At 68.4% G+C, this 23,873-nt stretch carries 26 protein-coding genes; 8 read left to right on the plus strand and 18 right to left on the minus strand.

Annotated features, from left to right (window positions below; all coding sequences use genetic code 11):
• Nucleotides 1-34: 34 nt before the first annotated feature.
• The 10 genes from DA69_RS07015 to DA69_RS15015 form a co-directional block, all read right to left on the minus strand.
• Nucleotides 35-2,746, minus strand: a complete 2,712-nt coding sequence (locus tag DA69_RS07015) for a transcriptional regulator (protein WP_167349644.1) — start codon at nucleotides 2,744-2,746, stop codon at nucleotides 35-37.
• Nucleotides 2,747-2,995: 249 nt separating this feature from the next.
• The gene (locus DA69_RS07020) at nucleotides 2,996-3,865 is read right to left on the minus strand and encodes a flagellin (protein ID WP_025976665.1); all 870 of its coding nucleotides are present in this window, start codon (nucleotides 3,863-3,865) and stop codon (nucleotides 2,996-2,998) included.
• A 119-nt stretch (nucleotides 3,866-3,984) separates the two neighbouring features.
• On the minus strand, nucleotides 3,985-4,266 hold the full coding sequence (locus tag DA69_RS07025) for a flagellar protein FlaG (protein ID WP_025976664.1): 282 nt from the start codon (nucleotides 4,264-4,266) through the stop codon (nucleotides 3,985-3,987).
• Between the two features lie 92 nt (nucleotides 4,267-4,358).
• Nucleotides 4,359-5,144 (minus strand): flagellin, encoded by a 786-nt coding sequence (locus tag DA69_RS07030; protein WP_025976663.1) that lies wholly within the window; start codon nucleotides 5,142-5,144, stop codon nucleotides 4,359-4,361.
• 257 nt (nucleotides 5,145-5,401) lie between these two features.
• Complete coding sequence (locus DA69_RS07035; RefSeq protein WP_029972390.1) at nucleotides 5,402-5,581, minus strand: hypothetical protein; 180 nt, start codon at nucleotides 5,579-5,581, stop codon at nucleotides 5,402-5,404.
• Between the two features lie 4 nt (nucleotides 5,582-5,585).
• Nucleotides 5,586-6,008, minus strand: a complete 423-nt coding sequence (locus DA69_RS07040) for a hypothetical protein (protein WP_029972388.1) — start codon at nucleotides 6,006-6,008, stop codon at nucleotides 5,586-5,588.
• Nucleotides 6,005-6,388 (minus strand): M15 family metallopeptidase, encoded by a 384-nt coding sequence (locus tag DA69_RS07045; protein WP_025976662.1) that lies wholly within the window; start codon nucleotides 6,386-6,388, stop codon nucleotides 6,005-6,007. The genes DA69_RS07040 and DA69_RS07045 overlap by 4 nt, the downstream gene beginning before the upstream one ends.
• Nucleotides 6,385-6,642: a hypothetical protein gene (locus tag DA69_RS07050; RefSeq protein WP_003166816.1), complete on the minus strand. Its 258-nt coding sequence runs from the start codon at nucleotides 6,640-6,642 to the stop codon at nucleotides 6,385-6,387. The genes DA69_RS07045 and DA69_RS07050 overlap by 4 nt, the downstream gene beginning before the upstream one ends.
• The gene (locus DA69_RS07055; RefSeq protein WP_025976661.1) at nucleotides 6,639-6,830 is read right to left on the minus strand and encodes a hypothetical protein; all 192 of its coding nucleotides are present in this window, start codon (nucleotides 6,828-6,830) and stop codon (nucleotides 6,639-6,641) included. Before DA69_RS07055 ends, DA69_RS07050 begins: the two co-directional genes overlap by 4 nt.
• A gap of 4 nt (nucleotides 6,831-6,834) precedes the next feature.
• Nucleotides 6,835-8,322 (minus strand): DUF2793 domain-containing protein, encoded by a 1,488-nt coding sequence (locus DA69_RS15015; RefSeq protein ID WP_064108281.1) that lies wholly within the window; start codon nucleotides 8,320-8,322, stop codon nucleotides 6,835-6,837.
• A 216-nt stretch (nucleotides 8,323-8,538) separates the two neighbouring features.
• On the opposite strand from DA69_RS15015, the gene DA69_RS07065 reads away from it, so the two are divergent.
• On the plus strand, nucleotides 8,539-9,489 hold the full coding sequence (locus DA69_RS07065) for an endonuclease/exonuclease/phosphatase family protein (RefSeq protein WP_025978073.1): 951 nt from the start codon (nucleotides 8,539-8,541) through the stop codon (nucleotides 9,487-9,489).
• On the opposite strand, the gene DA69_RS07070 is transcribed toward DA69_RS07065, so the two are convergent.
• From DA69_RS07070 to DA69_RS07095, 6 genes are all read right to left on the minus strand, one after another.
• Entirely contained in the window at nucleotides 9,470-10,678 is a 1,209-nt protein-coding gene (locus DA69_RS07070) for a CCA tRNA nucleotidyltransferase (RefSeq protein WP_025978074.1), read from the minus strand. The two genes, DA69_RS07065 and DA69_RS07070, sit on opposite strands and share 20 nt — an antisense overlap.
• Entirely contained in the window at nucleotides 10,675-11,349 is a 675-nt protein-coding gene (locus DA69_RS07075; RefSeq protein ID WP_025978075.1) for a CoA pyrophosphatase, read from the minus strand. The genes DA69_RS07070 and DA69_RS07075 overlap by 4 nt, the downstream gene beginning before the upstream one ends.
• A complete protein-coding gene (locus DA69_RS07080; RefSeq protein WP_025978076.1) occupies nucleotides 11,346-11,906 on the minus strand; it encodes a DUF1285 domain-containing protein in 561 nt (186 codons plus the stop codon). Before DA69_RS07080 ends, DA69_RS07075 begins: the two co-directional genes overlap by 4 nt.
• Before the next feature lie 48 nt (nucleotides 11,907-11,954).
• Nucleotides 11,955-12,467, minus strand: a complete 513-nt coding sequence (locus tag DA69_RS07085) for a GNAT family N-acetyltransferase (protein ID WP_025978077.1) — start codon at nucleotides 12,465-12,467, stop codon at nucleotides 11,955-11,957.
• A gap of 63 nt (nucleotides 12,468-12,530) precedes the next feature.
• Complete coding sequence (locus DA69_RS07090) at nucleotides 12,531-13,304, minus strand: enoyl-CoA hydratase (RefSeq protein WP_025978078.1); 774 nt, start codon at nucleotides 13,302-13,304, stop codon at nucleotides 12,531-12,533.
• Nucleotides 13,301-14,374, minus strand: a complete 1,074-nt coding sequence (locus DA69_RS07095; protein WP_051582124.1) for an MBL fold metallo-hydrolase — start codon at nucleotides 14,372-14,374, stop codon at nucleotides 13,301-13,303. Before DA69_RS07095 ends, DA69_RS07090 begins: the two co-directional genes overlap by 4 nt.
• A gap of 133 nt (nucleotides 14,375-14,507) precedes the next feature.
• On the opposite strand from DA69_RS07095, the gene DA69_RS07100 reads away from it, so the two are divergent.
• The 4 genes from DA69_RS07100 to DA69_RS07115 all read left to right on the plus strand — a co-directional run bounded on the left by DA69_RS07100 (nucleotide 14,508) and on the right by DA69_RS07115 (nucleotide 17,851).
• The gene (locus DA69_RS07100; RefSeq protein ID WP_025978080.1) at nucleotides 14,508-15,416 is read left to right on the plus strand and encodes a hypothetical protein; all 909 of its coding nucleotides are present in this window, start codon (nucleotides 14,508-14,510) and stop codon (nucleotides 15,414-15,416) included.
• Nucleotides 15,417-15,525: 109 nt separating this feature from the next.
• Complete coding sequence (locus DA69_RS07105; protein WP_025978081.1) at nucleotides 15,526-16,311, plus strand: exodeoxyribonuclease III; 786 nt, start codon at nucleotides 15,526-15,528, stop codon at nucleotides 16,309-16,311.
• A 3-nt stretch (nucleotides 16,312-16,314) separates the two neighbouring features.
• Nucleotides 16,315-16,857 (plus strand): hypothetical protein, encoded by a 543-nt coding sequence (locus DA69_RS07110; RefSeq protein WP_025978082.1) that lies wholly within the window; start codon nucleotides 16,315-16,317, stop codon nucleotides 16,855-16,857.
• Between the two features lie 73 nt (nucleotides 16,858-16,930).
• On the plus strand, nucleotides 16,931-17,851 hold the full coding sequence (locus tag DA69_RS07115) for a hypothetical protein (RefSeq protein ID WP_025978083.1): 921 nt from the start codon (nucleotides 16,931-16,933) through the stop codon (nucleotides 17,849-17,851).
• A gap of 181 nt (nucleotides 17,852-18,032) precedes the next feature.
• Here DA69_RS07115 and recN read toward each other — a convergent pair whose 3' ends face one another.
• Together recN and DA69_RS07125 are read right to left on the minus strand one after the other, a co-directional pair.
• Entirely contained in the window at nucleotides 18,033-19,730 is a 1,698-nt protein-coding gene (gene recN, locus DA69_RS07120) for a DNA repair protein RecN (protein WP_025978084.1), read from the minus strand.
• A 95-nt stretch (nucleotides 19,731-19,825) separates the two neighbouring features.
• Nucleotides 19,826-20,707 carry an outer membrane protein assembly factor BamD gene (locus DA69_RS07125; protein WP_025978085.1) on the minus strand — a complete coding sequence of 294 codons (882 nt, stop codon included), beginning with the start codon at nucleotides 20,705-20,707 and terminating at the stop codon, nucleotides 19,826-19,828.
• 211 nt (nucleotides 20,708-20,918) lie between these two features.
• Here DA69_RS07125 and DA69_RS07130 point away from each other — a divergent pair, with 211 nt between their 5' ends.
• The 3 genes from DA69_RS07130 (at nucleotide 20,919) to DA69_RS07140 (ending at nucleotide 23,795) form a co-directional block, all read left to right on the plus strand.
• On the plus strand, nucleotides 20,919-21,854 hold the full coding sequence (locus DA69_RS07130) for a ribose-phosphate pyrophosphokinase (protein ID WP_025978086.1): 936 nt from the start codon (nucleotides 20,919-20,921) through the stop codon (nucleotides 21,852-21,854).
• Between the two features lie 108 nt (nucleotides 21,855-21,962).
• Nucleotides 21,963-23,027, plus strand: a complete 1,065-nt coding sequence (locus DA69_RS07135) for a hypothetical protein (protein ID WP_025978087.1) — start codon at nucleotides 21,963-21,965, stop codon at nucleotides 23,025-23,027.
• A gap of 150 nt (nucleotides 23,028-23,177) precedes the next feature.
• Nucleotides 23,178-23,795, plus strand: coding sequence for a 50S ribosomal protein L25/general stress protein Ctc (locus tag DA69_RS07140; RefSeq protein WP_025978088.1), 618 nt, complete (start codon nucleotides 23,178-23,180; stop codon nucleotides 23,793-23,795).
• The last annotated feature ends 78 nt before the right edge of the window (nucleotides 23,796-23,873 follow it).

A 23,873-nucleotide genomic window follows, 5' to 3' on the forward strand; every position in this document is an offset into this window, starting at 1 on the left:
ACAGCCGTCAACCGAAAGCGCCCTCAACCCCGGCTTAGCCTGTGAGTCTCGCCAGGGCGGCCTGGTAGTTGGCCAGCTGCGCCTGCAGATAGGCCGGGGCCTGACCCGTCACCTTGGGTTTGTCGCTTGCCGGGTCCAGGGCGCGATAGGCGTCGCGCATGGCCTTGATCGCCAGTTGCACCTGATCGCGCGACTTGGCGATGGCCTCTGCGCTGGACAGGTTCAGCAGCGGCGACAGGTCGATGCCGAAGGTCTTGGTCTTGTCCTGCGTCTTGCCGATGAAGCCGGGCGTCAGGCCCAGTCCCGCCAGGGCGTCCCTCCCCGCTTCGCCTGGCGTCAGAACCGCCCCGGCCCGCCCGTCGGCGCTGGTGATGGAAAGGCGCTGGACCCCGCCGCTGGTCACCCGCGCGTCGCCGTCCATGCCGGTGACATAGTCGCGATCGGTCTTCACCGTGACCTTCAGATAACGGCCCGACGCCATTTCGATCTTGCGCGCCAGCGACTGCAAGGTGTCCTTGGCGTCGATCGTCACCGCCGTTTTGCGGCCTGTCGCCGGGTTCTGCACATAGAAACGGTCGCCCGCACGCACCGCCGTCGCATCCACCAGGGTCTTGGACTGGCTCTGGCTGATCTCGCCCTGCGGCAGGCCCAGCCGGTCCAGCACGCTGGCGCCGCCCGAAGACACCGTCAGGGCCAGGGGCTTGGCCTGGCCGTCCGCCGCCGTCCAGGTCTGGCTCCACTCAACCTGCCCCGTCTGCACGTCCAGTCGCGCCAGATAGCCGCGCGATGGGTCTTCGGCCTTGGCCCCGATGGCGCGATCCGACACCCCGGTCAGCCAGACCTTGCCCTCATGCACCTTGACGTCGGCGGCGGTGTCGTCGCCCGCGCCGCCGTAATAGGTCACCCGATCCGCGCCCGATGCGGCCAGGTCCGTGGACAGGACGGCGACAAAGGCGTCCTGACCGCCGGCATGAGCATTGGCGACCTGACCCGCGTTCAGGGCGCCGTTGCCGGACGCGCCCGAGAGGATCAGCCGCCCGTCCGCCACCGCAAGACCAGCGATCTCGCCGCCCGAAGAGGAGCCCAGATTGCGCACGCTCAGAAGCTCGGGCGCGCCCGTCGCGCCGATACGGAAATGACGCACGACAAAGGCGCCGTTCTCAACGCCCGCTGTGTAAAGATTGTCGCCGTCGACGGTCATGGCCTGGACGTTGTCGTCGCCGGCCGTGCCGAACTGGGTCGCCCCGGTCGCCGTCGCCGTGATCGGCGCCAGACTGTGGACCTGGCTTTCGCTGAAGGCCTGAACATAGCCGTCCCAGCCGCCTACGGCCAAGGTCCCCGGCATGGCCGACTTGGCCCGCCCCGCCACATAGACCCGCCCGTCGGCGCCGAAGGAGACGGCGGTCGCTTCATCCTCGGCCTTGGCGCCGCGCCTCTGGGTCCACTGTTCGCGGCCTTGGGCGTCGAAGACGGTGACGAAACTGTCGGCGGTCGTGGCGGAGGCGCCGGCCTCGCCGGGCACAAGGGCGCCGATCACTGACCCGGCCACGGCCACCCGCCCGTCCGCATCCACGGCGATGGCGTAGCCGCTGGCCTTGGACGCCGCGCCCAGAGCGCGACTGACGACCACATTGCCCGCCGAATCCAGCTTCATCAAAACGACGTCGCCCTGCCCCTTGATCGGCTGGGTCGAGGCGCCGGTGCTGACATCGGCCACGATCCACATCGAACCGTCCGGCCCGGCCGCGCTGGCCCGCACCGTCTCGACGCCGTCCGGCAGGGACGAGACGCCGCTGCGGCCCTCGACCCAGAACCCGCCGCCGGCGCCCGCTACCGGATTGCCGTCCGGGTCGAACTTCAGCACCTCATGGGCGCCCTTGCTGCCTGCGCCCTGTACGACCTGAATCGAATCCCGCGCCTCGGCGGGGGTGAAGCTGATCGTCTCCAGCGAGACGCCGGCGACCGTCAGCCCCCAGCGCGCCGGGCCGGCCGGAAGGGTTATAGTCTTGTCGCCCGCCTTGACCGTGCGCGGCTCGGCCTCGATCATCTGACGGTGGATGCGGGTCTGGACGCCCGCCTCTTCCAGCTTGCCGTTGATGTGCTGCACCACCGCATCCATCGTGCGCGGCGTCGCCCCCATCTCCGCCAGGTCGATATCGACCGTCTGGCTTCCGGTCGTGGTTTTCACCGTAATCCCGAACCGCACATCGCCCTGGAAGGCGGCGACCTCGTCGGTCAGGGCGCCGTCGTGGATCGGGCCGGTCAGATATTTGGGATTGTCGCGTGGTACGGCCGCGGTCGACTGGCTCTGCGAGGCCGAGACGCCCTGAATCACGCGCACGCCTTCGAACTGAGCGGAATTGAGGAAATCCATCACCTCCGTCATGCCGGAAGCGAACCGCCGCGACAGTTGCTCGGTCTCCATGCGGGTGACCCCGCGTTCGCCCGCGCGATTCGTCAGGGCCTCAAGCATGGTCAGCCCCTGATACAGGGCGAAAATCTTGCGGTAGTCGCTGGAGGAGACGCCCTTGACGTCAAGAACGGCATTGTCCTCGTTGACGAGCTTTCGCCCGCTCAAGGCCGTACGCAGAAGGTCCGACTGGCTGGGCTTTTCCTTGCCGCTCAAGGTCCACGGCGGGGTCGGCTGCGTCTTCGGCTTGGGCGCGCTTTGCCCAGCCGAGCCCGCGCCCGCTCCTCCGGCGAGACCATAAAGACCCAGCAGATAGCTGTTGTTGATCACCGCCACGAAAGCCTCCGCGGGCCAGCTTGTCTCAGGCGCGGTAACGAATTGTTTAACCGCCCCACGCAACCGGCTAGCGCCAGCCACAGTTCCACTTCGTCTACAGCCTGATGTGGAGATGTTTCATGTCGCGCGTACGCTGGCTTTTGATGCGGCTGATCAGCCTGTACGGCTTGATGCCGCGCCCCTCTCCGCCCCGCCGACGGCCGCCCGTTCTTTTGGGAGACTGGCCGCCCCGACGGATAGGCTAACGCCTTAGCCCTTGAACAGCGACAGGATGATCTGCGGCGCCTGGTTGGCGATCGACAGAGCCTGGGCGCCGAGCTGCTGCTGCACCTGCAAGGCCTGAAGCCGCGCGCTTTCACGCGCCATGTCCGCGTCCACCAGATTGCCGACGCCGACTTCCAGCGAATCCATCAGCTTGGTGACGAACAGCGTGTGCTTTTCGATCTGCTTGGACTGAGCGCCCAGCTCAGCCAGCTTGCCGCTGGCGCTGGTCAGAGCCGTCTCGACGGCGTTGAGCGCCCACTCTGCGTCCGCCTGCTGGAGAAGGTTAGGGAACACGCCGCCAGCCAGCTCAAGCCCCAAACCCTCTAGGCTTAGATCCTGCCGGTTCATGGTGATGGTCTCCGACGCGTCCGCATTGGCCAGGAAGTCCAGCGGCGTCAGCCCCGCCGGCGTGGCGGGTCGCGTTCCGCCTACCTTGCCGTTCAGGATGTTTTCGCCGTCAAAGGTGGCGTTGTCGGCGAACGACTGCAAAGACTTCAGCAGCGACTGAAATTCATCGTTGTAGGCCTTGCGCGTCGCATCCGACGCTGACGGGTCGGCCGCCGCCGTGGCCTTCTGGCGAAGCTCCACCAGGATGTCGGAAATCTGCTGACCGGCCGCCAGGGCCACATCGGCGACCGATGTGGCGCGGTTCAGGCTGGTTTTGACCGATTCCAGCGCATTCATGTCGGCGCGCTGGTTCTGCGCGATGGCCCAGGTGGCGGCGTTATCCTTAGCGCCCTGGACCTTCAGCCCGGTGTTCACTCGGCTCTGGGTCACCGCCAACTTGGAGTTGGTGGCGTTCAGGTTCTGAAGCGCGATAAGCGCCGACGCATTGGTGATTACGCTGTTGGTCATGGCCATTCTCGCCTCAGATCCGATTCTGGCGAGTAGTAGTGACGCTGATTCCTGAGCGTATGGTTAACGGCGCAGCAACGCCTGTTAACGCCGCCGCCTTCCGTCGCCCAGACCGCCGCTCAGATCTCGGTCTTGATGATCTTGCCCACGTCATAGGCCGGGCTCTGACGCAGCTTCAGGACCTCTTCACGAGGGAACTGGCGAACCACCTCCCCGGTGACGCGATCCAGGGTCTTGTAGACGTACCCGGTCGACTCGCGCTCGATCGTCAATCGGTAACGACCTGCGTCGTCGTTATCTTTCTGCGCCCCCTGCACAGGTTGCTGCGCCTCGACAGCCCCGCCCTGCGGTTCGCGATCGAGGTAGGTTACGCTGGACACTCCCACGACATTGTCAGCCATATCCCTTCGCGCGGACCTGCCGCGCCTCCCGTATCGAGCGACACGAGAAAGGGGCGAACCTTGCGGCCCGCCCCCTTCCTAATCGCGCCGGATTAGCGGAACAGGCCCAGCAGGATCGAGCTGGACTGGTTCGCGATCGACAGCGCCTGCACGCCCAGCTGCTGCTTGGTCTGCAGAGCCGTCAGGCGAGCGCTTTCCTTGGCCAGGTCGGCCGCCACCAGGTTGTCGACGCCGACTTCCAGAGCGTCCTGCAGCTTGCCGACGAAGACGTTCTGACGGCCCAGCGACTTGGACTGGGTGCCCAGCGTCGCCAGGTTCGCGGTGAAGCCCTCAATCGCCGTCTGAACAGCGTCAGCGGTGGCGTAGGTGCCAGCCGTGACGCCCGAGGTGACAGCGGCGGCGAAGCCCACGTCATAGGTCGCGGTCGAATCCAGCCCCGTGCGGACGGTCGTGACCGTGCCGTCGAACAGATTGATGCCGTCGAACTTGGCACCGTCGATAGCCGAATCGATTTCTTCCACCAGCGCGTCATAGTCCGCCTGATAGGCCGTCTCGGCGGCGCTGCCGGTCTCGACGGTTTCCAGGGCGACGGCGATGCCCTTCAGTTCCTTGAAGGCTTCGACGACGGTGTCGCCGGCCGCCAGGGCGACGTCCACCAGCGATTGACCGCGCGAGACGGAGTTCTTGACGGCGTCCAGCGAGGCGATGTCAGCGCGTTGGTTGGTGGCGATGGCGAAGATCGCGCCGTTGTCTTTGGCGGTGGCGACCTTGAAGCCCGTGTTCACGCGGTTTTGCGTGACGTTGAGGTCACGGTTGGTCGCGTTGAGGTTTTGCAGCGCAACGAGGGCGCCAACGTTCGTGTTGATGCTGTTAGCCATTTTGGCTGTCCTTTGTCTTCAGACGATGTCCGACGCCATTTTGGCTGCCGGGAGCTTTCTGCTCGGAAAGACATGTCGCAAGAGGCGGACCAACACAGCGCCGCCTGCTCCAGAGGCCATCGCATTGATTCTTCGATCTTAAATTCTGGAAACCATACGAAAACACCCGGCACTTCCTGCCCCTAGAGGACGCGAGCGGCAATAAATGCCGGGCGACCCGGCAGAACTTGCCGCCCGGCCCCTCGGCTTGGGCGAACTCACGGGCGCGAACGCACCCATTCGTCGATCAGCGAGCGTTCAGCCTGAAGCGTCTCCACCGCCAGCCGCCGCGCCGCGTCGCAAGCGAGGATCTGCCCGCCGCGCCGGACATAGGCCGCCTCCAGATCCGCCGTCGCGGCCGTCTCGGGCAGCACAGCCAGGTCACAGGGCCGCGTCACGGCGTCAGGAAGGATCAGACGCGGCGGCGCAACCAGCGACGGCGGGCGCGAGGCGGCACAGCTCGCGGTCATGATCACGCAGGCGCTGAGCGCGAGCGGGGTCCAGAGGGGTATCGGCGTCATCGGCGGTCCTCGCTCGGGTTTCGGCCGTCGCGGTCGCCCGCGCCACGGCCTCGGCTTGCTGGTGAAAGGCGTCCAGAGCCTCGACCTGACGACCGCGCGCCGCGGCCTCCAGCGCGCGGGCGGCGGTCTGGGCCTCGGCCTGATCCGCGCGGCGCTGAACCGCCTCAAGACGGCGCGCCTGCAGGTGCAGCGGATCCCACCGCACCCCCAGACCTCGCCCGAGGATCAGCATCAGAACCACGACCAGTCCGAACGCCGCCAGCCAGCCCAGCGGCGTCAGGGTGCGAAGAAGGCCGCCGTTCATGGGTAGGCTCTCCGGTCCAGTTCGAAATGCGGACCGTCGCGCAGGCGCGGCCAGTCGCCGCCCCAGATCAACCGCACGCCCCGGGTTTTCGCCGCCGCCTTAAAGGCCTCGGCGATGCGCGGATAGAGCGGCCAGTCCCAGCGGACCTGCCCATCGACCCAGGCGGCCACATCGACCGCGTGCCCGGTCAGGTGCCGCGAGTTCAGCGTCCGGCTGGCCCCCGCCCGCACCAGTTCCGCCTGACGCGCCGCCGTGCGCAGGCCCTCGGAGACCATGAAGTCTACTGGCGTCAGCTCGATGGCCGCTTCGACGACCACGACCAGATCGGGATGCACCCCCTGCAGCGCGGCGCGGGAGCGCTGCGAAAGCCGGAAGCTCATGGCCGCCCGCCCGCGCGCAGGCGCATCATATTGACGATCTGCTGGGCGCTGGGCGCCACCAGATAGAGCAACAGCATCAGGGCGATCAGTCCCATCAGCCCATCAGCGATGCGCGGCAGGTCCGAGGCTTCCGCCCGGTTCACCGCCAGCCGCAGCAACAGCCACAGGGCCAGGCTGGCGCCATAGACATAGATCCGCCGCCACAGCCAGCGGCCCTCGGCCAGATCATGCGTCGGTTCTTTCGGGGTCGTCATTGGTCGTCCTCCGGGTCAAAGGGCGCGGCGGAGACCCGCCAATCGGCGCCCAGATGGTCGAAACAGTCGTCGGCGCTGAGCCGGTCAGGCGCGGACCAGGTCTCCTCATCCGGCAATTCGGGCAGAGGAGGCGCGGCCTCGTCCCACGGCTCCACGGTCTGGATGATGCGATGCAGGCGCTGGGGCATGACGTCACCCGATCGCCGTCAGCCGGACCACGCCGGGCGCGCCCGCGCCGCCTGCGCCCGCCGCCGTCACGCCCGCGCCGCCGCCGCCGCCGCCCCCGCCGTAAAAGCCCCCGTCGCCCCCGGCCCGCCCGGCTCCGGACGCCTGAGCGCCGCCCCCCGCGCCGCCGCCGCCCGCCCAATGCAAATCGTTCAGAGGCGCGGTCTGTCCGGCGTTTCCGGCTCCAGACCCGCCCGCCCCGCCGGTCGCCTTGACCGCCAACAAGCCCCCATCGCCCCCGGCGCCGCCCGATTGGACGACGTTGGCCCCGCCGACGCCGCCGCCGCCGCCGCCGCCGCCCGGTCCGTCGGGGCGCGCGGCGGACTGGCCCGCCATCCCCGTCGCCGTGACCGAGGAAGCTCCGCCCGCATTGGATGCAATCAGGCCGCCGCCGCCGGCGCCGCCAAGCCCCGACGCGGACGCGCCTCCGGCCCCGCCGCGCCCGCCCTCGCCGGTCAACAGCGTCACGGAGCCTAGGGCGATGCGGCTGTCCCCGCCCGACGCGCCTGCAGCGCCCGAACCAGAACCACCGCCCCCGCCTGCGCCAACGGAGATGCTCAATCCGGCGCCGAGCGCCTCGACAGGCCAAAGGGCGCTCATCACCCCGCCTGCGCCGCCGCCGCCGCCGCCGTGGCGGCTGGTCCCGGCTGGACCGGACAGCCCGGCCCCGCCGCCTCCGCCGCCGCCGACGCACACGGCCTCGACCCAGCGCGCCCACTCAGGCGGCGACCAGGCGCCGCCGGTCGTCAGCGTCGTCGTCTCGCGCCGCGTCGCGCCCTTGGCGAACCAGGCGCGGCCGGTGTGGCGGTCGGCCATCAGCACCTCGCGCCAGGCGCCGCCGTCCGGGCTGACCTTCAGCCGCAGGTCGTCGTCGCCGATCAGGCCCAGTTCGGCCCGGCCGCCCCAGCCGCTCTGGAACAGCAGGGACAGCACGTCCGCCGATGCCTGCTTGTTGAAGGTGAAGCGCAGATCGCCGTCGCCGCCGCTCTCGTTTTCTAGGGCGGTCCACAGGGCCTTGTTCGCCCGCACCGTCACCACGTTCGTCGCGTCCGCCGTGGCGTTGACGCCCAGGCGGGTGATCTGCTGCAGTTCGTCCGGCGTCGCGGTCTGAAGCGGCGTCCAGTCGCCATTACGGCGCACGACGATCTCTTCACTGTCCAGAACCACGGCCAGATGCCCGTCCGGCGTGGCCACGACCGTCCAGCCGCCCATCTCGTGACGCATCAGCGCCCCCGCCGCCCGGCCCGACCAGTCATCGCCCGTCGCGCCTTCCGGCAGGATGTAAAGGTCGCCGTCCGACGCGCTTGCCGGCTGGACCGCCGTGGTGCGGCTGACCACCGCCGTCTGGGTCAGGGCGTCCAGAAAGGTCAGCGCCTCGTTCAGGGTGACGTGCTTCTGCAGCTGTCCGGCCGCCAGATAGGGCAGGCCCAGCCGCGCGCTGGCGTCGATGCTCATGTTCAGTCTCCGTGGATCAGGAGACGTCAGTCTGTGCAGCCGCCCGACGCAGGCGGGTCGATCGGGCCGGGAGCTCGCCAAAGCCGGGAATTTTCAGGGATCGGCGCCTCCGGTCGCGATAGCCGCGCCGTTTCTGCGCGCGCAAAGGCCGCCTCGACAGCGCCCGGATCGGCGGCTAACCGGATCAGCCCTCTCCCGCCGTTCGCGATCTGCTGCATGACCCTGTTTCAGGCCCTGACGCGCCTGGCCGCCTTGGCCGTTCTGGCGCCGCCCGCCCTGGTCGCCGTCTCAGCGCTCAGCCGTATCGGGCACCGGCTGCCGGATCTGCTGACGCAGTTCACCGCCCCGGCCCTGATCGCGACGGGGGCGGCGTGCGTGGCCTTCCTGCTGCTGAGGCTGTGGGACATGGCGGCGCTGGGCGCAGTCATCGCCGGGCTGCTGCTGGTGGCGGTCTGGCCGCAGTGGGCGCCGCCGCGCGGGACGCCTGCCGATGGCGCCACAACGCTCACCCTCTATTCCGCCAACCTGTGGGCCCGGAACAATGATGCGGACGCGATCGCCCGCTCCATCGCCGCCGCAGACGCGGACATCGTCATGCTGATCGAGCTCGGCGACGGCCCCAACGCCCGACTGGACGAGGTTCTGGCGGGCTATCCCCACCGCGTCGCCACTCCGCGCAAGGATCGGCCCAGCGGCGCGGCGCGTTCAGTGATCGCCTCGAAACGGCCGCTGCGCCGCGTGCGCGACGCCGACGGTCAGGGGCTCGCCGCCCTAGTCGCCGAGGCCGAGACGGCGCTGGGCCCGATCAATCTGATCGCCGTCCACATGACCCGCCCCTGGCCCTTCCAGCATCCTTACGGCCAGATCAGCCAGGCCGAGCGGCTGGCCGGATTGCGCCACGGACTGACGGGGCCGATCGTCATCGCGGGGGACTTCAACAGCGTCTCCAGCGGCCGCATCGGCCGTCAGATCAAGGCGCAAGCCGGCCTGATCCCCGCCCCCGCCTGGCCCGGCACCTGGCACGCCATGCTGCCGTCGGCGCTGGGGATCACCATCGACCATGTATGGCGCTCGCCCGATCTGGCGCTTTTGGACCGGCGGCTGGGCGACAGGACCGGCTCGGACCACCGCCCCGTCATCGTCGAGCTTACGCGGGCGACGCAATAAGCGCCTTCAGCCGCGCCTCATGACCGTGGTCGGGGAAGTCGTCGGCGATCCAGCCGTCTTCAAAGGCCTTCAGGACGCGCCCTGTCTCAGGCCCCGGCTTCAGACCCATTCGCGCCAGATCACGCCCGCCGACCGGCAGCTTCGGCGGCGTCCAGTCGGCCGCGAGGGCCAGAAACGCCTGCATCCTCGCCGCCTCGCCGCCCGCCGCCCAGGCGCGCCTTACGCGATCCTCGAACGCCTGTCGCCCCTCGCGCCAGATGACGGCGCGCGCCTGGGCGTCGTTCATATCCGGGTCGAGCGGCGCGCGGGCGGCGGCGATCAGCCGGTCCTTCTGGGCGTTGGACAGCCGCAACCGGTTCGCCGATGCGCGCACCGTCTCAACGTCCGCCGGCAACAGGGCCGACAGTCGCAGCACCGGGTCCGGGCTGACGCCGACCATCGCCTCGAACAGCGTCACGCTATTAGACGGCGGCAAGATACGGCCCAGGACCCCGGCATCCTGCATCAGCCGCACCGCCAGGCGCGGATCGGGCGCGGCCAGCAGCTTGAGCACCTCCTTCGACACGCGTTCGGCCGAGAGCCGCTCGACCCCTTCGACCAGGGCGGCGCAGGCGGCCACGGCCGCCGCGTCCGGCGCGCCCCGCCCGTACCAGGCGAAGAAGCGGTAGAAGCGCAGAATGCGCAGATAATCCTCTTCGATGCGCTGTTCAGGCTCGCCGACGAAGACGATCCGCCCCGCCAGAGCGTCGTCATAGCCCGCGCCCGTCGGATCCAAGATCACACCGTCGGAGTCGGCATAGAGGGCGTTCAGGCGGAAATCCCGCCGCGCCGCGTCCTCGGCCCAGTCGTCGGTGAAGGCGACCGTGGCGCGCCGCCCGTCGGTCGAGACATCGCGGCGCAGGGTGGTGATCTCGAACGGCTGGCGCTCTGATATGGCCGTGACCGTGCCGTGCTCCATGCCAGTCGGCACGCTCTTCAGGCCCGCCGCCTTCAGCGCCCTGACCACCGCCTCGGGCGTCAGCACCGTGGCGATGTCCACATCGTCGATCGGCGCGCCCAGCACGGCGTTGCGTACGCAGCCGCCGACGAAGCGGGCGCAGTCCGCCCCGCCCGCCGCCGCCAGAGCCCCCATCACTGCACGCGTGGCGTCGGCCGTCAGCCAGTCCTGCCCCTCAAGGACGCGGCTCATCCCACGCGCTCGCTGGCGTCGGCCTCGGCGGCCCGGTGCGGCGCGGCCTCCTCGCCGTACAGCCGGTTGAACAGCCCCTTCAGAATGCCCGCCGTCGCGCCCCAGATGTAGCGCTCGCGATAGGGCATGGCCCAGAACCAGCGGCGCGGCCCGTTCTCCTGATCATAGTAGTCGCGGCGATGGTTCACCGGATCCATCAGGAAGTCCCACGGCGCCTCAAACACCTCGGCCACCTCGGCGGGCGACGGGGTGACAGCGGGCGGCGCGGTCAGCCAACCGACCACCGGCGTCACCAGAAAGCCAGTGCCCGTCTCATACGGATCGCCCAGCCCCAAGGGCTCGACCACGGCCGGGTCCAGCGCAATCTCCTCCCACGCCTCGCGCAATGCCGCGTCCAGCGCCGTCTCGCCCTCATCCAGCCGCCCGCCCGCAAAGGCGATCTGCCCCGTATGGCTGGCCAGACTGTCGGATCTGCGGGTCAGCAGGACGCTGGGCCCGTCGTCACGCGCGATGATGGGGATCAGCACCGCCGCCGGTCTCAGCTTGACCTGCGGCCGACTGAGATCGGGGTTCAGATCATAGTCGGACCGCACCGCCACACGCTGCGCGGACCAGTCTGACACCGAGTCCAGCCGCCGTTGCAGCCGGGCCTTCAAACCGGAACAGGTCAAAGCCCCGCCCCTTCCGGGCCCAGCGGGAACGTCACCCCGCCCGAGCGCACGGCCAGGCGTCCGTCCGCCTCCTGCGCCCGCTCGACCAGTTCATAGAAGACCGGCCGCGCGATCCGCGCCCACAGATCGCCGCGCACATGGACGCGCGGAGCAGGCTCGCCCGTCGTCGCATCCGTCTCGACGATGATGGCGTGGTCAGGACCGGCGGCGGCCTCGTCGCCCTGATCCGTGGTGAAGATCAATGCCTCGCCCTCTTCGCGCACGGCCACGGCGCGAAACGGCAGGTCCTCGACCGCGATCTTCAGTTTCTCGACCGGCGTGACCAGATGATAGCCGTCCGGATCCTTCCTCAGCACCGTCGAGAACAGCCGCATCAGCTCGGCCCGGCCGATGGGCGATCCTTCATGCATCCACACGCCGTCGGCGCGGATCAGGATGTCGATCTCGCCGCAATGGTCAGGATGCCACAGATGCACGGGCGGCAGCCCCCTGCCCGGCGCCTGCCGCGCGGCCTCGGCCACGCCTGTCAGACCCGAGGATGTCGGTGGGTTCGTCATGTCTGAACTATGGGATGCGTCGCCCTGCAAAGGAAGGCCGCGCCCGGCTCAGACGTCGGGTCGGACCGCTCCGACCGGCGCAGCTGCGGTAAAGGGCAGCCACATGACCCGGCGCTGATCCACCGGCCCCGGCAGCACGGCCTCCGGCGCCGGTTGAAACCCGAAACGCGAGAAATAGGGCGGATCGCCGACCAGCAGGATGCCGTCCAGTCCTAGTGTCTTCCCCTCTTCGATGCAGGCGCGCACCAGTTCGCCGCCCAGGCCGGTGCTGCGGCTGGCCTTGTCCACCGCGATCGGCCCCAGAAAGACCGAGCGCGCCTCGCCCGTCAGGATCGACCACAGCCGGACCGAGCCGATCAGGCGGCCGTCTTCATGCAGGCAGAAACCGGCCGCCAGCGGCGCCCGCTCGCGCAGACGCTCGGCCGTCTTGGCGAAGCGGCCGGGGCCGAAGGCGGCGATGACCAGGGCGTCGACCGCGGCCGCATCGGCCGGCGTCTCGCGCGTAATCGACCCCGCGATCTGCGGGTCGTCTGAAGAAGCGGAGGCGGGCGCGGCGTTCATGCGCGGCCCCTAGTCCCCCACGCCCGTCGAATCAATCGCGATCTTCGGCGCAACCGCGAGAAATCAGCCCAGTTTGGAGAAGTCCGGAGCACGCTTCTGGCTGAACGCCATGAAGGCCTCCATCGCCTCAGGGCTGCGCATCTGCGAGCCGAAGGCCTCAGCCTCCCGCTGCATGACCGTCCACAGCACCTCGGCGTCGCGCATCAGGGCCTTGGTCTTGCGGATGGAGTTGGGCGCCCGCGCGGCCAGCTTGGCCGCCAGATCCGCCGCCGTCGTCTCGACCTGATCGGCCGGAACCGCGCGGTTGGCCAGCCCCCAGGCCAGCGCGGTCTTGCCGTCGATGGCCTCGCCCAGGGCGAAGAGCTCGAACGCCCGCTGATGACCGATCGTGGCGCCCAGCAGCAGCGACGACGCCGCCTCCGGCGCCAGGGCCAGGTTGACGAAAGGAACGGACAACAGAGCGTCCTCGGCCACCACCACCATGTCGCAGTGCAGCAGCAGCGTCAGGCCGATGCCCACTGCCCGGCCGCGCACCGCCGCCACGGCGGGCTTGTCCAGTTCAGCCAGCGCCTTCAGGAAGCGGAACACCCCCATCTCGACCAGATCGCCCTCGGTCTGGCCCAGGGAAATGAAGTCGGCGATGTCGTTGCCCGCCGAAAAGGCATCGCCCTCGCTGCGGAACAGGATGACGCGCACGGCGTCGTCGGCCTTCGCCTTCTCTGTCGCATCGGCGAGCGCCGTATACATGGCCTGGGTAATGGCGTTCTTCTTGTCGGCGCGGTCGAAGACGACCGTCAGGACGCCGCCTTCCAGATGGGTCCGAATATGTTCGCTCATTGGCCTGTCTCCGAAAGGCTCCACCAGTCCACGCCGTCCCCGTCCCGCACGCGGCGGACCCGTCCCTGGCGTTCAAGATAGTTGAGGTGCGCCAGCGCCTCGCCGGTCGCCATGCCCAGCACGGCGTCGCTGACTGGCCGCGCGAACAGGGCGCCGAACACGTCCACGGCGCGGCACGGCGTCCGCAGAGTCTTCTCCAGCCGCTTCAGCGCCACTTCATGCCCGCGCATCAACGCCTCAAGCCGCAGGGTCACGCCATAGAACGGCTCTCCATGCGACGGCAGCACCAGCAGATCATCCGGCAGCCGTTCTTTCAGGCCCGCCAGCGACCGCAGCCAGTCGCCCAGCGGATCGGCCAGCGGCTCCGTCGGCCAGATCGAGATATTCGAGGAAATGCGCGGCAGGATCTGATCGCCCGCGATGAAGACGCCGTCCTTCTCACGCCATAGACAGACGTGTTCGGGACTGTGTCCCTCGCCGACCACGACGCGCCATTCGTCGCCGCCAAGGCTCAGGACCTCGCCGTCCTGCACCCGGCGATAGTCGCGCGGGAAATCCGGAACCATGCGGCTGAAACCGCCATATCCGTCGCGCCAGCGCGTCACCTGCTCATCCGACCAGCCCGCCGCCCGATAAAAGGCCTCGGCGCTCGCCGGAGGCCCCAGGGCCTCGTCGCCGATCAGCAGCCGCGCCGTCACATACTCCGTCCGCGACATCAGCAGCGGCGCGTCGAACCGCTCGCACAGCCATCCCGCCAGCCCGATGTGATCCGGGTGCATATGGGTGCAGATCACGCGCGTGATCGGCCGCCCGGCCAGCATGCCCGTCAGAGCCTGTGTCCACCTCTCACGCGACGCCTCCGTCGCCAGCCCGGCGTCGACGACGGCCCAGCCCTCGCCATCCTCGATCGCGTAGAGGTTGATGTGGTTCAGCGCCATCGGCAGCGGCAGGCGCAACCACAGGACGCCAGGGGCCACGACAGTCGCCTCGCCCGGTGCGGGCATCGGAAATGCGGGATAGGTCAGACCGCGTTCCGTGCGGGTTCCTGCAAGGGTTTCGCCGTCAGACAAGTCCGTCTCCAATCGCAACTATGGTTCTTATGACGGAATCCAGGTCGCGTCTATTCTTGACCCGGGGGCTTAGCGCGGTCAGGGATATGCAACTTTCTCAAGGAGCGCCCTCGTGTCCCGTAATGCTCGTACTATGATCGCTGTGACCGCGGCGGTCCTGATCTCCGGCCTGACCTCGCCCGCTTTCGCCCAGCGCTCTACCCAGGATCAGGACGGCGTCCGGGTCACCGAGGCCCAGAGCCGCACCTCGCGCAACCGCGAACGCCAACCGCGCAACCAGCCCAAGCCGCCCAGCGCGGAAGAAATTCAAGCCGGCGCCCAGGCCGTGCTGACGGCCACCAACACCGACTGCCAGATCACCGAGGCCACGCTGCGTGGCCAGTCCGCGGCCAAGGAGTCGCTGTACGAAGTCTCGTGCGCCTCCGGTCCGGGCTATCTGCTGCTGACCTCCACGCCGCCGCAGGCGACGGATTGCATGGTGCTGGCCTCCTCGGCCGAGCAGGCCCGTGCGCGCGACCCCAACGCCGATGTCGGCTCGCAGTGCACCCTGCCCGCCAACGACAACGCCATGGCCGTCTTCACCGCCTACGCCAAGGAAGCGGGCGTGGCCTGCACGGTCGACCAAGGCCGCATCGTCGGCGCCAAGTCGGGCGGCGCGGTGGTCTATGAAATCGGCTGCGCCGGCGTCGACGGCGCCCAGATCAACAAGGCCGGCGCCGGCTGGGAAGTCGTGGACTGCCTGGAACTGGCCTCGGCCGGTTCGACCTGCCGCTTCACCACGCCGCAGGAACAAGCCGCAACGGTCAAGGCCATGCTGGCCGGATCGGACGCCGCTTCGTGCGACGTGACCCAGGTCCGCTACATGGGCAAGAACGCCAACGGCGCCTTCTATGAAGCCGCCTGTAACGGCGCCGACGGCCTGATCGCCCGCGTGAACACCGAAAACGCCGTGCAGCAGGTCTATCCCTGCGCAACCGCCTCGCAGATCGGCGGCGGCTGCAAGCTGACGACCACGCCCCCGGCCGCGACGCCGAACAGCTGATCTTTGGCATCAGACTGACGTTTCAGACGCCGCCGGAGCGATCCGGCGGCGTCTTTGTTTTGTCCGCCCCTCTTCCCGAAAGCAGCGGCTCACCTTAGCCTTGCGTCCCATGCGCATCGCCACCTGGAACGTGAACTCGGTCAACGCCCGCCTGCCGACGGTGCTGGAGTGGATTCAGGCCGCCAATCCCGACGTCGCCTGTTTTCAAGAGATAAAATGCGTGGACGAGAAGTTCCCGCGCGAGGCCTTTGAAGACCTGGGCTACAACGTCGAGACGCACGGCCAGAAGAGCTACAACGGCGTCGCCCTGCTGTCGAAATTTCCGCTGTCGGACGTGCGCCGCGGCCTGCCCGGCGATGATGCGGACGAACAGGCCCGCTACATCGAGGCCCTGATCGAGGCGCCCCGACCGATCCGCGTCGCCTCCATCTACCTGCCCAACGGCAATCCCATCGGCACCGAGAAGTTCACCTACAAGCTGGCCTGGTTCGAGCGGCTTCAGAACCACGCGCGCGAGCTGCTGACGCTGGAAGAGCCTTTGGCCCTGTGCGGCGACTACAACGTCATCCCCGAGGCCGAGGACGCCAAGAACCCCGCCGCCTGGGCCGAGGACGCCCTGTTCCAGCCGCAGAGCCGCGAGGCCTTTCGCGCCCTGAAATGGCTAGGCCTGGCCGATTCCCACGAACTGGGTCGCGAGCCGCCGGGGACCTTCACCTTCTGGGACTACCAGGCTGGCGCCTGGCGCCGCGACCACGGCATTCGCATCGACTTCGCCATGCTGTCGCCCCAGGCCGCCGACCGCTTCCGCGCCATCGAAACCCACCGCGACGCGCGCGACATGGATAAGCCCAGCGATCACGTGCCCGTCGTCGTCGACCTGGATCTGGAGGCCTGATCCATGGGCGACACGTTCAGGGCCATTCTGCTTATCGCCCTGATCGCCGCCTTCCTGACCACCAGCGTCCTGCTGTTTTCCTGGTGGATGGAATCCGAGCGGCGGCTGCGACGCGCGATGACCAAGGCGCTGGGAGCGCCGGCCGACACCCTGGCGCTTTCGCCTTATGAAGGGCGCGCCGCTGGGCTCGACCTTGAGGGCGGCCAACTTGTCGTCCTGTGGAACCGAGGCGCCATGGGGCTGGTCTACGCCTTCGAAGAAGTGTTGGGGGCCGAAATCATCGTCGACAGCCATCTGGTCGCCCGCGTCCTGCGTGGCCAGAGGCGCAAGGAGATCGACCTGGACGCGCCCGACGCAGAACTGGTCGTGCTGCGGCTGATCTTCAGCGACCCGCACAACGCCGAGTTTGAGATCGCCCTGTGGAACGGCACGCACAACGCGCCCGCCTCGGAGGCCGAAAAGACCAGCGGCGCCCGTTCGCCGGGCGAGGGGCTGCGGCTGGGACGGCGCTGGTTGTCGCACGTCGAAGCCGTGATGCAACGCTGATCGCCCTTCACGGCTTGAGTCCGGGCGGCTAGAACCCCTCGTCCCTCCTTTGCTTCTTTCTTCAGGAGCCCCCGTGGCCCGCCTTTTCGACGCCTACATCATCGCCAACTGGACCGCCGCCGAGGGCAAGAAGCTGGGCGAACACACCCTGTGGGTCGGCGTCGCCAAGCGCGACGTGCGCTTCCGCCTGTATGCCGAGACCCACAACGTCGCCACGCGCGCCGAGGGCGAGAAGCTGATCGCCGACCTGCTGGCCGAACACCGCAAGCGCGGCGACCGCGTGCTGGTCGGCTTCGACTTCGACTTCGGATTCCCGGCCGGAACCGCCGCGCGCCTGAAGCTGGACGGCCGTCCGTGGGACGCGATGGGCAAGTTCCTGGCCGCCAACATCGTCGACAAGGCCGACAATTCGAACAACCGCTATCAGGTCGCGGCCAAGATGAACCGCCTGATGACGGACGAGCCCTGGCCCTTCTGGGGCGCGCCCGCCAGCCAGGCCCAGCGCTGGCTGACCACGACCAAGCCGCCCGAAGGCGCCAGCGCCGACATCCCCGAGTTCCGCGCCACGGAACTGGCCGCGCGCAAGGACAAGCTGCCGCCCAAGAGCGTCTGGCAGATGCACGGCGCGGGCGCGATCGGCGGCCTGACCCTGGTGGGCGTGCCCATGCTGCGCCGCCTGCTGGACACTCTGGGCGCCTCGGCGGCCGTCTGGCCCTTCGGCACCGGCTGGCGCGAGTTGACCGAGGCCGACATCGCGCCCCTGTCGGCGATCGTCGTCGAGGTCTGGCCGCTGATGTTCGAGGCCAAGCGCGGCGTGAGCGCCGAAGGCGTCAAGGAGTACAAGACCCAGGCTCAGGTCCGCGCCGCCGCCGAAGCCTTCGCCCGCATGGACGACTCCGGGGCCTTGCAGAAGGCCTTTGCGCCGCCTGCGGGCGCGGACGACGCCCTGATCGCCCAGGTCGAAAACGAAGAAGGCTGGATTCTGGGGGTCTGAGTCTTCCTTCTCCCCTTGTAGGAGAAGGTGGGCGCCGGAGGCGCTCGGATGAGGGGTGTCAGCGCATCGGTTGGGAAAGCCGTACTGACGCCCGCTCATCGAATTTCGAGAAGATGGAGTCGGCGCCCCTCATCCGTCAGGTTCCGCCTGCCACCTTCTCCTACAAGGGGAGAAGGAAACGTCAGCCGATCAGCACCCGCGCCGCCGCGCGCGCCTCGTCGGTGATCTCCGCGCCCGACAGCATCCGCGCGATCTCTTCCTGACGCGGGCCTTCTTCCAGAACCTCGATGGAGGTCCGCGTATGACCCTCCACATCCGCCTTGCGGACCTTCCAATGCGCATGACCGCGCGCCGCGACCTGCGGGCTGTGGGTTACGACCAGCACCTGCGCGCCGCGCGACAGGCGTTGCAGGCGCCCGCCCACGGCCTCGGCCACGGCGCCGCCGACGCCCTGATCCACCTCGTCGAAGATCATGACCGGCTGGCGCTGGTCTTCGCGGCTGGCCAGCGCCGCCTTCATCGCCAGAGCAAACCGCGCCAGCTCTCCGCCCGAGGCCACCGTATCCAGCGGGCCGAAGGCGGTCCCGGCGTTGGTCGCCACCTCGAACCGCACCGTCTCGACGCCCAGCGGGCCGCGACGTCCCTCGATCGGTTCGAGCGTCACGCGGAAACGGGCGCGCTCCAGCTTTAAGGGGCCAAGCTCGTCCATGACGGCGGCGACCAAACGATCCCCCGCCGCCTCGCGCGCCGAGGTCAGCAGCAGGGCGGCGACGTCATAGGCTTCGATTGCGGCGGCGACGTCGCGGCGAGCCTTGGTCAGGGCCTCCTCCCCGTCCTCGATCAGGCGCAACTGCTCGCGCAGGCGCACCCGCAGCGCCGGCAGGGCGTCGACTGTCGTGTTCAGCTTGCGGGCCGTGGCGCGCAGGGCGAACAACCGCTCCTCCGCCTTGTCCAGACGACCCGGTTCGAAGTCGAAGGCGTCAGCGGCGGCGTCGACGCAGGCCACAGCCTCGGTCGCCTCGACCAGGGCGCGGTCCACTGCTTCAGCGGCCTGGGCCAGTTTGACGATGATGGGGTTGTCGCCCTCGGCGCCCGCCTGCGCGGCGCGCTGGCGCGCGTGTTCCACTGCACGCAGGGCCGAAGCCAGACGCTGGCTCAACTTGTCCCCGCCCAGCAGGTTGCGCGCGTCGGCCAGGTCGGCGACCGCCTTTTCCGCCGCACCGAGGATGGCCCGTTCACCCGCCAGTTCCGTCTCTTCGTCCGGCTTGGGGTCCAGGGCGTCGAGATCCGCCAGATTCAGCGCAATTTCCTCAGCCTTGGCCGCCGCCTCGGCGGCGGAGGCCTCAAGCTCGTCCAGATGGGCCTGCGCCGCCTTCAGGCGCTCGGCCGCCCCCGCCACGCCTGTCAGCTGCGGCTGCAGCCCTCCGTAGTTGTCGAGCAGGGTCCGGTGCGTCTTCCAGTCCAGCAGGCCGACCGTCTCATGCTGGCCGTGCACCTCGACCAGCAAGGCGCCGATCTCGCGCAGGGCCGTAACCCCGGCAGGCTGATCGTTGACATAGGCGCGGCTGCGGCCGTCGGCAGACACCACCCGGCGCAGGATCAGTTCCTCGCCCGGCGCAACCTCAAAGCCGCGTTCGGACAGCAGGGCGATCAGGGCTTCATCGTCAGGCGCCGTGAAAACAGCCGTGGCCGAGGCCTGTTTGGCGCCGTTGCGCACCAGTCCGGCGTCGGAGCGCGCCCCCAGCGCCAGGCCCAGAGCATCAAGGATGATGGACTTGCCCGCCCCCGTCTCGCCCGTCAGCACGGTCAGGCCGTCCTCGACCTCCAAGTCCAGGGCGTCGACAAGAACGATGTCGCGGATCGAGAGCGTGGTCAGCATGGGCGATCTGATTCGAGGTTTCGCCGCATCCTAGCCGGAAACAGAACAGGAACGCAGCGACTTAATCACCGCGCGCCTGTTTTGCTGAGACCGGATCAGGCGCCGCCGGGGATCAGGCGTTGCAGCCAGGATTCGCGCTTGCCCTCAGGCTTGACGTCAAGGCCCTGACCCCGCTCGTTCAGCAGGGCGTAGGCCTCGGCGTACCAGGGGCTGCCCGGATAGTTGTGGCCCAGGACGGCGGCGTTGCGCGTCGCCTCCTCGGTCAGGCCCAGGCTCAGATTGACCTCGACCAGGCGATAAAGGGCCTCAGGCGTGTGCGAGGTGCGCTGGAAGGCATCGTTGTTGATCACCGCCTTATAGCGGTTCAGGGCGCCCAGCGGCTGGTTGGCGCGCTGATAGAAGCGGCCCACGGCCATTTCCTTGCCGGCCAGCTGGTCATTGACCATGTCGATCTTGACCCGCGCATCGGTGGCGTAGGTCGACCCAGGATAGCGGCGCACCACATCGCGCAGCCCCGCCAGAGCGGCCTCGGCGTAACCCTGGTCCCGGCCCACGTCGACGATCTGCTCGAAGTTGCAGACGGCCTTCATGTAGAAGGCGTAGCCCGCCGAGGGATTGCCGGGGAACAGGGCGATGAAGCGGTCGGCCGCTGCGATCGCGTCCTGATAGGCGTTGTTCTGATAATAGGCGTAGACCTGCATCAGGATCGCCCGGCGCGCCCATTCCGAATAGGGGTGCTGGCGCTCGACTTCCTGGAAATAGTCGACGGCGTCCATCCAGCGCCTGGACTGCAGCCGCTGATAGCCTGTGTTGTACAGGGCCTCGACCGGACGCTCTTCATAGGCCAGGCGCTGGCGGGGCTTGGTGCCCGAGCAGGCCGAGACCGTCAGGACCGCCGCAGCCGCCGTCAGCAGGATCAGGCCGGACCGGGATTTCGAAGCGAGCCGAGTGTTCGAAGCAGGCAAGTGCGACCTCATCAAGATGCCTTCGGGACGCGGACACGCGACACGCGCCCTCGTTAGCAGGATGCGTCCTCTATAACAGCGCCCGCGTCCAAGCCAATCGGCTGAAATCGAAGATACGTCCGGAACACGGCTGGACGCCGCCCCGTTCGCCGCCTAGAGAGCGCGTCCAGAAACGCCTTCGCGACTATTGGCGGGGCGATGACGGCGAAAGGATGACCGGTCAATGAAGCTGCTCGCAGGCAATTCGAACCGGACGTTGGCTCAGGCCATTGCGGCCCACCTGGACATGCCGCTGACCAAGGCTCAGGTGAAGCGTTTCGCGGACAATGAAGTGTTCGCCGTCGTCGAGGAAAACGTGCGCGGCGAGGATGTCTTCATCATCCAGTCGACCTCCTATCCGGCCAACGACAATCTGATGGAAATGCTGATCATGACCGACGCGCTGGTGCGCGCCTCGGCCAAGCGGATCACGGCCGTCATGCCCTATTTCGGCTACGCCCGTCAGGACCGTAAGACCGGGGGCCGCACCCCGATCTCGGCCAAGCTGGTCGCCAATCTGATCACCCGCGCGGGCGCCGACCGCGTCCTGACGATGGACCTGCACGCAGGCCAGATTCAGGGCTTCTTCGACATCCCCACCGACAATCTGGTGGCCACGCCCGTGCTGGCGCAGGACATCAAGGAAAACTATCCGCGCGGCGACGACCTGATGATCGTCTCGCCCGACGTCGGCGGCGTGGTGCGCGCCCGCACCCTGGCCAGCCGCCTGGACGCCGACCTGGCCATCGTCGACAAGCGCCGCCCCAAGGCGGGCGAGAGCGAGGTCATGAACATCATCGGCGACGTCGAAGGGCGCCGCTGCATCCTGTTCGACGACATCGTCGATTCGGGCGGCACGCTGGTAAACGCTGCCAAGGCGCTGATCGACCGCGGCGCCACCGAGGTTTCGGCCTATATCAGCCACGGCGTCCTGTCCGGCCCGGCGGTCGACCGCGTCACCAACGGCCCGCTGAAGGAGTTGGTGATCACCGACTCCATCGAACAGCCTGACGAAGTTTTGAACTGCCCCAAGATCCGCCGCGTGTCCGTGGCGCCGCTCATGGGCGAGGCCATTCGGCGCATCGCCAACGAAGAGTCGGTCTCCAAGCTGTTCGATTAAGGTTCGGCTAACCATTCCCTCGGCGATATAAGGGCGAATAGTCTAAGGCGTCACGCGCCTCGGACAGCCCTCCAAGTGCGTATCGCTTATTTCAAGGGAAGACCGCCGATGACCAAGGCCTTCTTGCGCCACGGCCTCTCTGTCGCCGCCGTCGCCGCAGCCGCCGTTCTGGCCAGTTGTTCGACGCCGGAACCGGAAGCGCCCCCGCCGCCGCCTCCCCCGCCGCCGCCTCCGGCTCTGGCGCTGAATCAGAGCGTGGCCGAGGCCGCATCGGTCTATGTCGCCTTTGTGCGCGAAGTCCGCTCGATCCAGGCCGGCTTCCCTGACGCCGAGACCATTCAGGCCGCCGTCCGCAGGGGCGCCGCCGTCGAAGCGGGCCAACTGTCGCGCGGCATGATCGCCTATGGGGCCATTCTGGCTCTGCAGTCGCCCGAATACGTGGCTGGAGTCCGCCAGTACGCCGTCGATCCGGCCCAGCGCCAACAGATGGTGGCGCGAATCGTCTCCGACCCGGCCTACGCCGCCACCCTGCCCGGCGCCGAATCAGCTGCAGGCCTGATCGCCAGCACCATGGGCAAGGACGCTGAAATGATGACCGCCCTGGCCGAAGCGGTCGAGACGGACGCCTATACGATTCAGGAGCGCACGGACCCGCGTCGTCGCTGGGCCACCCAGCCGGTCGCCGACCGCAATGGCCGGCTGGAGAGCGCCAAATCCCTGTCGGCCGTGCCTCGCCTGCCCTCGGCCGAGGACAGCGCCCGCCTGTTCGCCGCCGCCAACAGCGGCTCGGGCCTGAACCTGGCCGCCGCTCAGCGCGGCGCGCCCTTCACCCCGGCCATCGTCAACTCCCTGGCCATTGCGGCCCTGGCGGCGCTGGGCGCGGCGGGCGAAGACGCCAAGGCGAACACCGACGCCCTGACGACCGAATCGAACAATGAGTTCTGCATCAACATGTCCAAGCTGATGCTGTTCCAGTGCCTGGCGGCGGCCAAGCCGAACTATGAGGACATCTTCTGCGCCGGTCGCCACATCGTGCGCGACATGGCCCAGTGCACGGCCCAGTACACGGGACCGATGCCGACCATCACCGTGGCCGTGCCGCCTGCGGGCGCGCCCACGCCTATGGCCCAGGCGCAGAACCAGTCGGGGCCGACGCCTTCGCCGCGCGGTTGAGGCTGAATATCGCTGCGGGCTGAGCCGGGGCGGTTGCGTCCGCCCCGTGTTCCGTGTAATAGCCCGCCCTCTTGAATTCGAAGGGTTCATGACCCCGCCGCGCGGGACCCGGTTCCGCGCAGGCGTTTACTTGTATTGAAGGCGAGCCCGATGGCCGAGATCATTCTGAACGTTGATGTCCGCGAAAACGTGGGCACCGGCGGCGCCCGCGCCGCGCGTCGCGACGGGGCTGTGCCCGGCGTCCTGTACGGCGGCGACAAGGCCCCGGTGGCCATCTCCGTGAACGAACGCGAGTTCCGCAAGTCGCTGTACACCGGCAAGCTGATCGGTCACCTGGTGACCCTGAAGCACGGCAAGGAATCGCAGCCGGTCATCGCCAAGGACATCCAGTTCGACCCGGTCACGGACCGCCCGCTGCACTTCGACCTGATGCGCGTCGGCGCCAAGGAAGAGATCAAGATCGAAATCCCGGTCGCCTTCGTCAACGCTGACGAAGCTCCCTACACCCGTCAGGGCGGGATGCTGGAAGTCGTGCGTCACACCGTCGAGATCCTAGTCCGCGCCGACCGCATCCCGGCCGAACTGATCGTCGACTTGAAGGGCCGCGAGATCGGCGAGAACATCCGCATCTCGGACATCCAGCTGCCGGAAGGCGCCACGCCGGTCATCACCGACCGCGACTTCATGATCGCCGCGATCAAGAACTCGGCCGCTGGCCAGTCGGACGCCGGCGACACCACCGCCGAAGGCGAAGCCGAAGAGGCCTGATGTTTCTTCCCCTATCGCCCTGCGCGCGACGCAGGGCTGGGTGAGGGGTTCGAACGACAAGACACAGCCCCGCCGGGT

It is taken from the genome of Brevundimonas naejangsanensis (assembly GCF_000635915.2).
Lineage (GTDB): Bacteria > Pseudomonadota > Alphaproteobacteria > Caulobacterales > Caulobacteraceae > Brevundimonas > Brevundimonas sanguinis.

Coding starts and splice junctions, on each gene's coding strand:
- DA69_RS07070 (WP_025978074.1), bottom strand. CDS start 10,678: ATGAGCCGCGTCCTTGAGGGGCAGGACTGGCTGACGGCCGACGCCACG.
- DA69_RS07040 (WP_029972388.1), bottom strand. CDS start 6,008: ATGAACGGCGGCCTTCTTCGCACCCTGACGCCGCTGGGCTGGCTGGCG.
- DA69_RS07100 (WP_025978080.1), top strand. CDS start 14,508: ATGATCGCTGTGACCGCGGCGGTCCTGATCTCCGGCCTGACCTCGCCC.
- DA69_RS07050 (WP_003166816.1), bottom strand. CDS start 6,642: ATGACGACCCCGAAAGAACCGACGCATGATCTGGCCGAGGGCCGCTGG.
- DA69_RS15015 (WP_064108281.1), bottom strand. CDS start 8,322: ATGAGCATCGACGCCAGCGCGCGGCTGGGCCTGCCCTATCTGGCGGCC.
- DA69_RS07025 (WP_025976664.1), bottom strand. CDS start 4,266: ATGGCTGACAATGTCGTGGGAGTGTCCAGCGTAACCTACCTCGATCGC.
- DA69_RS07140 (WP_025978088.1), top strand. CDS start 23,178: ATGGCCGAGATCATTCTGAACGTTGATGTCCGCGAAAACGTGGGCACC.
- DA69_RS07105 (WP_025978081.1), top strand. CDS start 15,526: ATGCGCATCGCCACCTGGAACGTGAACTCGGTCAACGCCCGCCTGCCG.
- DA69_RS07020 (WP_025976665.1), bottom strand. CDS start 3,865: ATGACCAACAGCGTAATCACCAATGCGTCGGCGCTTATCGCGCTTCAG.
- DA69_RS07090 (WP_025978078.1), bottom strand. CDS start 13,304: ATGAGCGAACATATTCGGACCCATCTGGAAGGCGGCGTCCTGACGGTC.
- DA69_RS07080 (WP_025978076.1), bottom strand. CDS start 11,906: ATGACGAACCCACCGACATCCTCGGGTCTGACAGGCGTGGCCGAGGCC.
- DA69_RS07030 (WP_025976663.1), bottom strand. CDS start 5,144: ATGGCTAACAGCATCAACACGAACGTTGGCGCCCTCGTTGCGCTGCAA.
- DA69_RS07130 (WP_025978086.1), top strand. CDS start 20,919: ATGAAGCTGCTCGCAGGCAATTCGAACCGGACGTTGGCTCAGGCCATT.
- DA69_RS07045 (WP_025976662.1), bottom strand. CDS start 6,388: ATGAGCTTCCGGCTTTCGCAGCGCTCCCGCGCCGCGCTGCAGGGGGTG.
- DA69_RS07135 (WP_025978087.1), top strand. CDS start 21,963: ATGACCAAGGCCTTCTTGCGCCACGGCCTCTCTGTCGCCGCCGTCGCC.
- DA69_RS07085 (WP_025978077.1), bottom strand. CDS start 12,467: ATGAACGCCGCGCCCGCCTCCGCTTCTTCAGACGACCCGCAGATCGCG.
- DA69_RS07125 (WP_025978085.1), bottom strand. CDS start 20,707: ATGAGGTCGCACTTGCCTGCTTCGAACACTCGGCTCGCTTCGAAATCC.
- DA69_RS07055 (WP_025976661.1), bottom strand. CDS start 6,830: ATGCCCCAGCGCCTGCATCGCATCATCCAGACCGTGGAGCCGTGGGAC.
- DA69_RS07110 (WP_025978082.1), top strand. CDS start 16,315: ATGGGCGACACGTTCAGGGCCATTCTGCTTATCGCCCTGATCGCCGCC.
- recN (WP_025978084.1), bottom strand. CDS start 19,730: ATGCTGACCACGCTCTCGATCCGCGACATCGTTCTTGTCGACGCCCTG.
- DA69_RS07065 (WP_025978073.1), top strand. CDS start 8,539: ATGACCCTGTTTCAGGCCCTGACGCGCCTGGCCGCCTTGGCCGTTCTG.